This is a genomic window from Ruegeria sp. L12 (genome assembly GCF_056531745.1).
In genome coordinates this window covers 19,217-28,144 of record NZ_JBQFMH010000023.1, presented here as the reverse complement: position 1 = coordinate 28,144, position 8,928 = coordinate 19,217, and the positions used below count along the sequence as shown (strand labels likewise).

The 8,928-nt window shown below is 54.1% G+C and carries 12 protein-coding genes; 9 read left to right on the top strand and 3 right to left on the bottom strand.

Going from position 1 to position 8,928, the window contains the following annotated elements; genetic code table 11:
• From ACR0K9_RS20335 to ACR0K9_RS20300, 8 genes are all read left to right on the top strand, one after another.
• Positions 1 to 458: GNAT family N-acetyltransferase (locus ACR0K9_RS20335; RefSeq protein ID WP_480825850.1), on the top strand; the 458-nt coding region annotated here is incomplete at its 5' end.
• A 113-nt stretch (positions 459 to 571) separates the two neighbouring features.
• On the top strand, positions 572 to 1,093 hold the full coding sequence (locus tag ACR0K9_RS20330; RefSeq protein WP_170514311.1) for a GNAT family N-acetyltransferase: 522 nt from the start codon (positions 572 to 574) through the stop codon (positions 1,091 to 1,093).
• Positions 1,094 to 1,396: 303 nt separating this feature from the next.
• Entirely contained in the window at positions 1,397 to 2,068 is a 672-nt protein-coding gene (locus ACR0K9_RS20325) for a Crp/Fnr family transcriptional regulator (RefSeq protein WP_170514313.1), read from the top strand.
• 85 nt (positions 2,069 to 2,153) lie between these two features.
• On the top strand, positions 2,154 to 2,585 hold the full coding sequence (locus tag ACR0K9_RS20320) for a YeeE/YedE family protein (RefSeq protein ID WP_170514316.1): 432 nt from the start codon (positions 2,154 to 2,156) through the stop codon (positions 2,583 to 2,585).
• Positions 2,586 to 2,589: 4 nt separating this feature from the next.
• A complete protein-coding gene (locus ACR0K9_RS20315) occupies positions 2,590 to 3,018 on the top strand; it encodes a DUF6691 family protein (protein ID WP_170514319.1) in 429 nt (142 codons plus the stop codon).
• Positions 3,019 to 3,055: 37 nt separating this feature from the next.
• Positions 3,056 to 3,937: an MBL fold metallo-hydrolase gene (locus ACR0K9_RS20310; RefSeq protein ID WP_170514323.1), complete on the top strand. Its 882-nt coding sequence runs from the start codon at positions 3,056 to 3,058 to the stop codon at positions 3,935 to 3,937.
• 19 nt (positions 3,938 to 3,956) lie between these two features.
• Entirely contained in the window at positions 3,957 to 4,295 is a 339-nt protein-coding gene (locus tag ACR0K9_RS20305; protein ID WP_170514328.1) for a TIGR01244 family sulfur transferase, read from the top strand.
• A 12-nt stretch (positions 4,296 to 4,307) separates the two neighbouring features.
• On the top strand, positions 4,308 to 6,026 hold the full coding sequence (locus ACR0K9_RS20300; protein WP_170514331.1) for a sulfate permease: 1,719 nt from the start codon (positions 4,308 to 4,310) through the stop codon (positions 6,024 to 6,026).
• 185 nt (positions 6,027 to 6,211) lie between these two features.
• On the opposite strand, the gene ACR0K9_RS20295 is transcribed toward ACR0K9_RS20300, so the two are convergent.
• The 3 genes from ACR0K9_RS20295 to ACR0K9_RS20285 all read right to left on the bottom strand — a co-directional run bounded on the left by ACR0K9_RS20295 (position 6,212) and on the right by ACR0K9_RS20285 (position 8,018).
• Positions 6,212 to 7,273, bottom strand: coding sequence for a YeeE/YedE family protein (locus tag ACR0K9_RS20295; protein ID WP_170514334.1), 1,062 nt, complete (start codon positions 7,271 to 7,273; stop codon positions 6,212 to 6,214).
• A 42-nt stretch (positions 7,274 to 7,315) separates the two neighbouring features.
• Positions 7,316 to 7,624 carry an ArsR/SmtB family transcription factor gene (locus ACR0K9_RS20290; protein ID WP_170514663.1) on the bottom strand — a complete coding sequence of 103 codons (309 nt, stop codon included), beginning with the start codon at positions 7,622 to 7,624 and terminating at the stop codon, positions 7,316 to 7,318.
• Between the two features lie 100 nt (positions 7,625 to 7,724).
• Entirely contained in the window at positions 7,725 to 8,018 is a 294-nt protein-coding gene (locus tag ACR0K9_RS20285; protein WP_480825848.1) for a hypothetical protein, read from the bottom strand.
• A 161-nt stretch (positions 8,019 to 8,179) separates the two neighbouring features.
• Between ACR0K9_RS20285 and ACR0K9_RS20280 the strand changes: the two genes are divergently transcribed.
• Complete coding sequence (locus tag ACR0K9_RS20280) at positions 8,180 to 8,920, top strand: cytochrome c biogenesis protein CcdA (RefSeq protein ID WP_170514340.1); 741 nt, start codon at positions 8,180 to 8,182, stop codon at positions 8,918 to 8,920.
• Positions 8,921 to 8,928: the final 8 nt, after the last annotated feature.

Genomic DNA, 8,928 nt, shown 5'->3' with positions numbered 1-8,928 from the left:
GCTTATACGATGAACGACATGCGAAACTGTATGCCGATTTTGCGGATGACCTGATCGCAGACGGCAGCTTTTCCATCGTTTATGAGGGGGTTGCACATGCTTGCTATACCCCGCTCACAATCGACACGGCACCGCACTTGAAGTGCTTTGTGCTCGCTCCATTGGCTGTGCTGCCCGAGTTTCAAAGGAAGGGCTATGCAACGCGCCTGATGGAAGAGGCGGAACGGCAACTTGATGCAGATGTGATCTTCGTGATGGGGGAACCTTTCCACTATCGGAATCGATACAACACCCCCCACAAAGTCCTGCCGCCTGTAAGCACGCAGGCTCCGCTTGAGTGTTGGTTTGCCCGCGAACTGACACCGGGTGCTTTGGATGGCATCGGAGAAAGCACGTCCAGCGTGACCGGCCCATATGCTGCGCCGCTCATGTGGGGTCATCCAAGCGAGCAAGTTTAGAGCCGAGTTCTGAAAACCAGAAAACGCAACTCTGCTTCGCGCACTGGAACATGAGCCCACGACTATGGGGTCATTTGGTGCGCGAACAAATTCATCAAAGCTAGGAATGAACTATGAAACAATCAGAATTAGACGCCATTTTGGAAGTCCACAGACTTGCGTTTGGCGAAGCAGAAGGCGAAGAAACCGCTCAACTTGCCAAAGACTTCCTCGATCACCCAGAAACGATTTCGATCAGTGTCAGCCGTGACGGGCGGATCGTAGGCAACGTGCTGTTCACCCCATTTGTCTTCGAGGTTCACCTAGACACAAAATGCTACCTGCTTGCGCCTTGTGGCGTGTCGCCGGAGTATCAAGGCCGTGGTGTTGGAAAGGAACTGATGGAAACCAGCATCGAACACTTAAGGTCCATTGGAACGGACGCAGTGTTCGTATTGGGCGTCCCGACCTTCTATCCTCGATATGGTTTTGTCCCGACTGACAAACAGACGCCGTATCCGGATTTGCTGAGAGCACATGAAGCGTGGATGGCCCTTGAGCTGACGGCTGGAGCGGTCGGGAAACTAAGCGGCAAGACGAAGGCAATCCCGCAGTTCATGCAACCACATTGGTGGGACACGTCTGGGCGCGAGTGACGCCAGCTACCCTGACCCAGACATTGGGTGATGTCAGTCGAATGTCTGGGTTGCCGGCCCTGCCGACGTTGAAACGCATCCGTCGGATGAACAAGTCTGACCAAAACTGTCGGATGACGGCTGCGAGCCCTGAAGCGGCCAAAGAGCTGAGCCGTGCATTAATAGCCAGTCGGGCTGACCAATGTAGGGCGATGCTCGGATCTTGCTCGTCTGAAAATCGAAGAGAGCCATTGATCCAGATCGCGTGCCACCGCATCTTTGTAGGGAACCAGTGAACCGAACGCACAGGGCATAGGACAAAAATTGAAGACAACTGTCGGAGATTGGACCGAAAGCTTTCTTGGCACGAGAAACCTACCTCGCCAGGTCAGGGATAAGCTTCTACATGAAGCACGCGTGGTTTCATACAAGCAGGGCCAGCAAGTTTTTGGACCCGACAACATCCCGGACAGTCTGATGTTTTTGCATGCCGGCCGCATACGCGTTTCCCAAAGCTCTGATGCCGGGCGAGAAATCGTGCTGTATCGTGTTGAAGCTGGAGAGAGCTGTGTGCTGACCACCGCCTGCATGCTGTCCGAGGAAGCTTATAATGCTGAGGGTATTGCCGAGACCGACGTTACGGCAATCACATTGCCAAAAATCTCTTTTGATAGACTGGCTGCTGAAGAAGACAGTTTTCGCGGCTTCGTTTTCTCGGCTTATTCTCGTCGGTTAATTGATCTTTTGCGTGTGGTCGATGATGTCGCCTTTGGCAGAATGGACGTTCGACTGGCAGAGCGCCTTTTGGTGCTGGGAGAAGGCCATTCCGAAATCCAGGCGACGCATCAGGCTTTGGCCAACGAATTAGGGACAGCGCGTGAGGTCGTTTCACGCATCCTGAACGATTTTCAAAAGCGCGGACTTATCCTTCAGACGAGAGGGCGGATTACTCTCCAGAACAAACCTCAATTGGAGCGTTTGGCCGACAGCGCATGAATTCTTTGCGTTAAGTGACATTGTCACTGAAGAGTAAGGTGCCGGCCGGTAATCAAGTTGCAGCATGAACAACCGGAGACGCCTGATGGAAACAGCGTTTACACCGATCGCCTCATTTGGAGGCGGACTCGCAATTGGACTTGGATCCGTGCTTTTGATGCTCGGACTCGGACGCATCATGGGTGCAACGGGCATATTGTCCGGCTTGGCATTCCCAGAAAACCGTGAGGAATTCGCCTGGCGAACAGCTTTGGTTGTGGGAATGATCCTCGCACCGGGCCTGATCTATGCTGCAACCGGTGCGATGCCTGAACTTACGGTACCTGTCAGCCCAACTATGATCGTGATCGGCGGCGTGATCGTAGGCCTGGGCGCCAGCCTCGGGTCTGGCTGCACTTCAGGGCATGGTGTTTGCGGACTATCTCGGCTGTCTTTTCGCTCCTTGGTGGCAGTGCCGACCTTCATGGTCACAGCTGCAATCACAGTCTTCCTGATCCGTCATGTCTTTGGAGTATAATGCAATGAAGCTTGTTTTTGCTTTGTTTACTGGCCTGATCTTTGGCATTGGCATCGCTGTGTCGGGCATGATGGACCCGGCCAAAGTTCTGAATTTCTTCGATATTGCCGGGACGTGGGATCCTAGCCTCGCCTTTGTTATGGGTGGTGCGCTCCTGGTCACTTTCTTCGGCTACAGACTTGCCTGGCGGCAAACAACGCCGCTCTTTGGCGGGCGTTTTCAGATTCCAAGCGCGACGGCCGTAGACAAGCGACTGGTTGGTGGTTCGGCTCTGTTTGGCGTCGGTTGGGGAATTGCAGGCTTCTGCCCTGGCGCTGCTATACCGGCACTTGGCACCGGGCGTTGGGAAGTCGCTCTCTTTCTGGTTGCCGTTCTTGCAGGGTTTGTACTGCGCAGGCTCCTTTTCCCGCGTCCTGTTCGGTCGGCGGCGTAGTCTCCGACTTCCCTCAACCTCCCAAGAGTACAATCAGATGACGTATCCCGTAAACATGAACATCAAGCCGGACGTTCAGCCCTTCTTCGATGAGGCGACGAACACCATCAGCTATATTGTGAAGGATCCAACCTCGAACTCATGTGCCATTGTCGATAGTGTAATGGACATTGACTACGCGGCGGGGCGCATCACTTACGATCACGCAGACGAGCTCGTCCACCAGATCGTAAGCCAAGATCTGAATTTGGAATGGATCATTGAGACCCATGTTCACGCCGATCATTTGAGTGCGGCGCCGTATATCCAAGAAAAGCTTGGGGGAAAAATCGGCATTGGTTCAAAAATCATGATCGTGCAGGACACGTTTGGAAAGGTCTTCAACGAAGGTACCGAGTTCCAGCGTGATGGCAGCCAGTTCGATCAGCTTTTCGAAGACGGCGATACGTACATGGTTGGCAATATGAAGGTGTTCACAATGTACACCCCCGGCCATACGCCGGCTTGCATGGTACATGTCGCAGGGGATGCGGCTTTTGTGGGCGATACTTTGTTCATGCCGGATGGGGGATCGGCGCGCGCAGATTTTCCCGGCGGCGATGCAGCAACGCTTTACGATAGCATTCAAAAAGTCCTGAGCTTGCCGGACGAAACACGACTTTTCATGTGTCATGACTACGGACCAAACGGGCGGGACATCGCCTGGGAAACAACTGTCGGCGATGAGAAAGCCCACAATATCCACGTTGGTGGTGGCAAATCAAAAGAAGAGTTCGTTAAGTTTCGCACAGAACGAGATGCTCAGCTGGCAGTGCCGAAGCTGATCATCCCATCACTTCAGGTGAATATGCGTGCGGGTGAGGTGCCAACGGACATGGACGGCAACCCGATGCTCAAGGTTCCGGTCAACAAACTCTGATTTTGAAAGGATGAGAGCGATGGAAATCACCCAAATTTCCGACGACTTCAGTACTTGCGGTCAATTGGAGACCGATGACTTGTCGGAAGTCAAAACGCATGGATTTCGCTCGCTAATCTGTGTGCGCCCAGACGGCGAACAAAAGGATCAGCCTACTTTTGGCAAGATCCAAGACTGCGCCAATGCGCAAGGTCTTCAAGCTCGTTATGTGCCGGTCAAACCCTCCGGCGCAACAGAAGCGAACCACATTGCATTTTCTAAGGCGTTGGCAGAGCTGCCCGAGCCTGTCCTTGGCTACTGCCGAAGCGGTCAGCGCGCTGCAATGCTGTGGCACGCACGACGACATACTGCGGCGTAGCGGGAGGTAAGGATGCGGGTGGCGCAATATCTGCCGGTTCTGAGTTGGGCTCGCAGCTATGGACGGGCAGAGCTTTCTAACGATCTGATGGCAGCGGTGATCGTCACCATCATGCTGATACCCCAATCCTTGGCCTACGCGCTCCTGGCTGGATTGCCTCCAGAAGCGGGGCTGTATGCATCCATCGCGCCAATTCTTCTTTACGCAATATTTGGAACCAGTCGCGCCTTAGCGGTTGGCCCGGTTGCCGTTGTCTCACTGTTAACTGCGTCAGCGGTCGGTCAGGTTGCTGAACAAGGCACGGCAGGTTACGCGGTTGCGGCACTAACCCTCGCATTTCTTTCTGGCGGTTTCCTGTTGCTTTTGGGGTTCTTGCGGCTAGGCTTCCTGGCTAATTTTTTGAGCCACCCGGTGATTGCGGGGTTTATCACAGCATCTGGGATCTTGATCGCCGCCAGCCAACTCAAGCACATTTTCGGTGTGAATGCTCACGGACATACATTGCTCGAGATCCTCGCATCGATTGCTGCGCACTTGCATGAGGTGAATTGGGTTACGCTCGTTATCGGCCTCGGTGCGACGGCCTTCCTTTTTTGGGCCCGCCGTTGGTTAAAACCCGGATTATTGAGGCTAGGCGCCCCGGCGGCGCTTGCTGACATTCTGACGAAGGCGGGACCTGTTGCCGCCGTAGTTGCTACTACGGTTGCGGTTTGGGCATTAGATCTTGTCGAAATGGGTGTGGAAATCGTTGGGGAAGTCCCGCAAAGCCTGCCGCCGCTCACATTGCCAGTATTTGCGCTCGACTTGCTTGCGGCGCTGTTGGTTCCGGCGGTCCTGATTTCAGTGATTGGCTTTGTCGAATCCGTCTCAGTCGCGCAAACATTGGCTGCCAAGAAACGTCAACGGATTGATCCGGACCAGGAACTCATTGGGCTGGGCGCAGCCAATATAGGCGCAGCGTTCACCGGAGGCTATCCAGTCACGGGGGGATTTGCGCGATCAGTCGTCAATTTCGATGCCGGCGCCGAAACTCCTGCTGCGGGCGCCTACACGGCGCTTGGCCTCGCGATCGCCGCCTTGGCGTTGACGCCATTGGTGTACTTCTTGCCAAACGCTACGTTGGCCGCCACAATCATTGTGGCGGTTCTGAGCCTCGTAGATTTTTCAATATTGCGCAGAACATGGGACTATTCCCGAGCGGACTTCATCGCGGTATCTGCAACGGTTTTTCTGACGCTCGGTTTGGGTGTCGAAGTCGGCGTCGCGTCTGGAGTGGCGATTTCAGTTCTTCTGCATCTATACAAGACGTCTCGACCGCATGTTGCGGAAGTGGGCCGTGTGCCCGGGACAGAGCACTTTCGAAATGTCCTGCGCCACGATGTCGAAACCGCACCTACGGTGTTGACGCTGCGCATCGACGAGAGCCTTTATTTTGTAAACGCCGGCTTTCTGGAAGAACTGATCTTCAGTCGCCTTGCCGAGCGGACAATGGTCAAACATGTTGTTTTGATGTTCTCCGCCGTTAACGAAGTGGACTACTCAGCGCTGGAAACTCTCGAGGCGATCAATCACCGCCTTAGAGAGCTTGGTGTTGGCCTACATCTGTCCGAAGTTAAGGGTCCTGTTATGGACAGACTCAAACGGTCTCATCTTGTCGACGGTCTGAACGGCAGGGTTTTCTTGTCCCAGCACGATGCGTGGACAACGCTCATAGCAGAAGCGAGCGAGTGACAAAGATCAGATTGGTTTGTTCACGTGATCTGAACGAGCGCTTTGGTCCGCATAGCGAACCTATGAGCGTATTTGTTGAATGAACGCCTCGTGCCCATATGTGCCATCAAAGGCAATCGCTTTCTGAATAAAGGAGAACCGTCGAAACCGTCCTTCACAGGTGAATTCTTGTTTGAACTGTCAAGTCAGCGTTCAGTTATGAAGGACAGCCCAGACACGAGTTGTTTCAAGCCAAGCGCCGCACCGGCGAAGATGGCAGCGAATGTTACAGGCGCGCTGTAGGTCAATAGTGAGAAGGCAGATATACCTTGTCCGACGCTGCAACCAACCGCGATGATCGCGCCTGGCCCCATAATCGCCGCGCCGAGCATTTGACGCTTGAGTTCACGTGGATCCTCGCATGCTTCCCATCGGAAATGACCTTTGGACCAGGACCCCAAAAATGCACCAATGAGAACGCCGGAGACTGATCCGACCGCAAAGGACAAAGTGTTTCCGGAGGCTGTCATAAGGTAGAATATTGTGTCGCCAAGAGGTGCCGCGAAGGTATGGGTTTGAACTGGCTCACCATCGAAACCGTGCGTCGCAACCCAATTCGTGCCGAGCCAACCTGATACGATCGCCAGTCCAACTATAGATCCCCAGAACACCTGTGCGGGAGTGCGGCGGAAGCGCTGGTTTGCCAAGGCGAAAATCACCAACGCAACGCCGATGACAGAGCCAATGAGCCAAGCTGGGATAGAGGTCAGTTGTTCGGCCAGGAAGCTCATGCTCTGCGGGCCATTAAGACCCATTTCCTCGGGGAAGACCCAAACGCGCAAATACGCAAGGGGCCCGGACATGACAACGTAAGCAGATAGCCCCATAATCAATACGATGACGAAGGATCGAAGGTCGCCGCCCCCAAGCCTTGCCAGCGCGCCATAGCCGCAGTTTCCGCTGATGGCCATTCCGTAACCAAACATGAGACCACCTACGATCGACCCAAGTGGGTTCCAGGTCTGTGCAAAATACCTTGTTCCAACAGGGTCCAGCCACCCTAAAGCCATAGCTGTGTGGCTGCCGACAATTGCTACGCCGATCGCAATTGCCCACATGCGCAGCCGCCGGTCATCATCTGCGTAAAGGTAATCTTCGATTGCACCCAACGTGCAGAAACGGCCAATGCGTGCGGCCAAGCCCAACACAATGCCGCCGATCAAACCGATCAGGGCAACGGTGTTGGCGTCTCCCAATGCTTCGAACATTGCCAGTCTCCTCCCAAAGCTGGCGGTTACTTTTGGCGACTTCTACTTCTCCCTGCAGAATAGATCGTAGACGACTTCCAGAATCTGTGTCGATCGATCATCCGCCAGTCTGTAGTAGATCGTTTTCCCCTCGCGCCGTGTTTTCACCAAGCCCTCAAAGCGCAAGCGGGACAGTTGTTGAGACACCGCAGCCTGACGTGCCGAGAGCATTTCCTCCATTTGCGTGACAGATTTTTCCCCCGAGGACAGATAGCACAAGATCATCAAGCGCCCTTCATGGCTGATCGCCTTAAGGAAACTCGACGCCGTCTGAGCATTCTCCATCATTCTGTCCAGGTCTTCGGCGCACATGTCCGGGGAGAACACAGGCAGTTTCGAAGATTTGTCCAACAAGATCGCCTCGCTTTCATAGCTTCACGCATTCATAACAGTTTATGGAATGCGCCACAGTTTATCCAGAGGTCTCAATCGATACACCAGCGTCACGCAGCAAAACGCCCAGCACCCCCCAGAAAAAATCTTCACCGGGATAGCCTTCGATCCGACCGACCTCTTCGCCATTCTCCAGCAGAACAAAGGTTGGCGTGTAGTAGAGGGGCCGATCCAATGCGATGCCATCAGGTATGACTTTGTGGATATCGATGCGCTTAAGTGGAGCGGCTTGTCCTTCGGGTGTCTTGGGGTAGATCTCCGAGATTTCCGAGTCCCAACGCGCGCACCACATACAGCCGTCTTCTTCTGCCATCAATAGTGTCATCTCTGCCCGGGAAGCCACGGGAGAAACAAGCAACGTGATCGCAAACAAAGGCAGAAGTAGGTGGCGCATCTCACGCTCCGATTGACCGCAGTGATATATTCTTATTATTTTGAATGTGTGAATGATAGCGCGTCAGGACGGGTTTGACCATGCTCGACATTACATATGCAGGGGCTTTGGTCGCAGGACTGTTGTCTTTCCTGTCGCCCTGCGTCTTACCCATTGTGCCGTTTTACCTTAGCTATCTGGCAGGGGTCGGGATGGAGCAAATAGCCGCGGGGTCTACATTATCCGGCGACGTTCGTCGTAAGGCAACGCTTTCGGCAATTGCATTTGCAGCGGGGATCGTAACGATCTTCATGGCGCTGGGTGCGACGGCTTCGATATTCGGACAGTTGGTTCGAGAGTATTTCGACATTCTGCGTTGGATCGCAGCAGCCATCATTATTGCCATGGGCCTGCATTTCCTGGGGGTTATTCGTGTTGGGTTCCTGTATCGCCAGTTTCGTGCGGACGTCGGTGAGACATCAAATGTAAGCCTGCTTGGGGCTTATGTTCTGGGATTGGCGTTTGCTTTTGGCTGGACACCCTGCGTCGGGCCGGTGCTCGCTGCGATCCTGTTTACGGCGGCCGGAACCGATACGGCTTGGCGTGGAGCGCTTCTGTTATTCGTCTATGGGGTTGGAATGACCGCTCCGTTTGTGCTGGCGGCCTTTTTGGTCCGCCCCTTCATGCAATGGATGGCGCGGTTCAGAAAGCATTTGCCATTGATCGAAAAGGCAATGGGAAGTTTGCTGATTCTTTTCGGTGTCCTGATTGCAACCAACTCCATCAATCACATCGCACAATGGATGCTCGACCACATGCCCTGGCTCGCAGCCATAGGTTAATTCGGGAG

Excerpts from the sequence above, each read along its gene's own strand:
- ACR0K9_RS20295 (WP_170514334.1), bottom strand. The coding sequence starts at position 7,273 with ATGTTCGAAGCATTGGGAGACGCCAACACCGTTGCCCTGATCGGTTTG.
- ACR0K9_RS20320 (WP_170514316.1), top strand. The coding sequence starts at position 2,154 with ATGGAAACAGCGTTTACACCGATCGCCTCATTTGGAGGCGGACTCGCA.
- ACR0K9_RS20290 (WP_170514663.1), bottom strand. The coding sequence starts at position 7,624 with ATGTGCGCCGAAGACCTGGACAGAATGATGGAGAATGCTCAGACGGCG.
- ACR0K9_RS20330 (WP_170514311.1), top strand. The coding sequence starts at position 572 with ATGAAACAATCAGAATTAGACGCCATTTTGGAAGTCCACAGACTTGCG.
- ACR0K9_RS20285 (WP_480825848.1), bottom strand. The coding sequence starts at position 8,018 with ATGGCAGAAGAAGACGGCTGTATGTGGTGCGCGCGTTGGGACTCGGAA.
- ACR0K9_RS20310 (WP_170514323.1), top strand. The coding sequence starts at position 3,056 with ATGACGTATCCCGTAAACATGAACATCAAGCCGGACGTTCAGCCCTTC.
- ACR0K9_RS20280 (WP_170514340.1), top strand. The coding sequence starts at position 8,180 with ATGCTCGACATTACATATGCAGGGGCTTTGGTCGCAGGACTGTTGTCT.
- ACR0K9_RS20305 (WP_170514328.1), top strand. The coding sequence starts at position 3,957 with ATGGAAATCACCCAAATTTCCGACGACTTCAGTACTTGCGGTCAATTG.
- ACR0K9_RS20315 (WP_170514319.1), top strand. The coding sequence starts at position 2,590 with ATGAAGCTTGTTTTTGCTTTGTTTACTGGCCTGATCTTTGGCATTGGC.
- ACR0K9_RS20300 (WP_170514331.1), top strand. The coding sequence starts at position 4,308 with ATGCGGGTGGCGCAATATCTGCCGGTTCTGAGTTGGGCTCGCAGCTAT.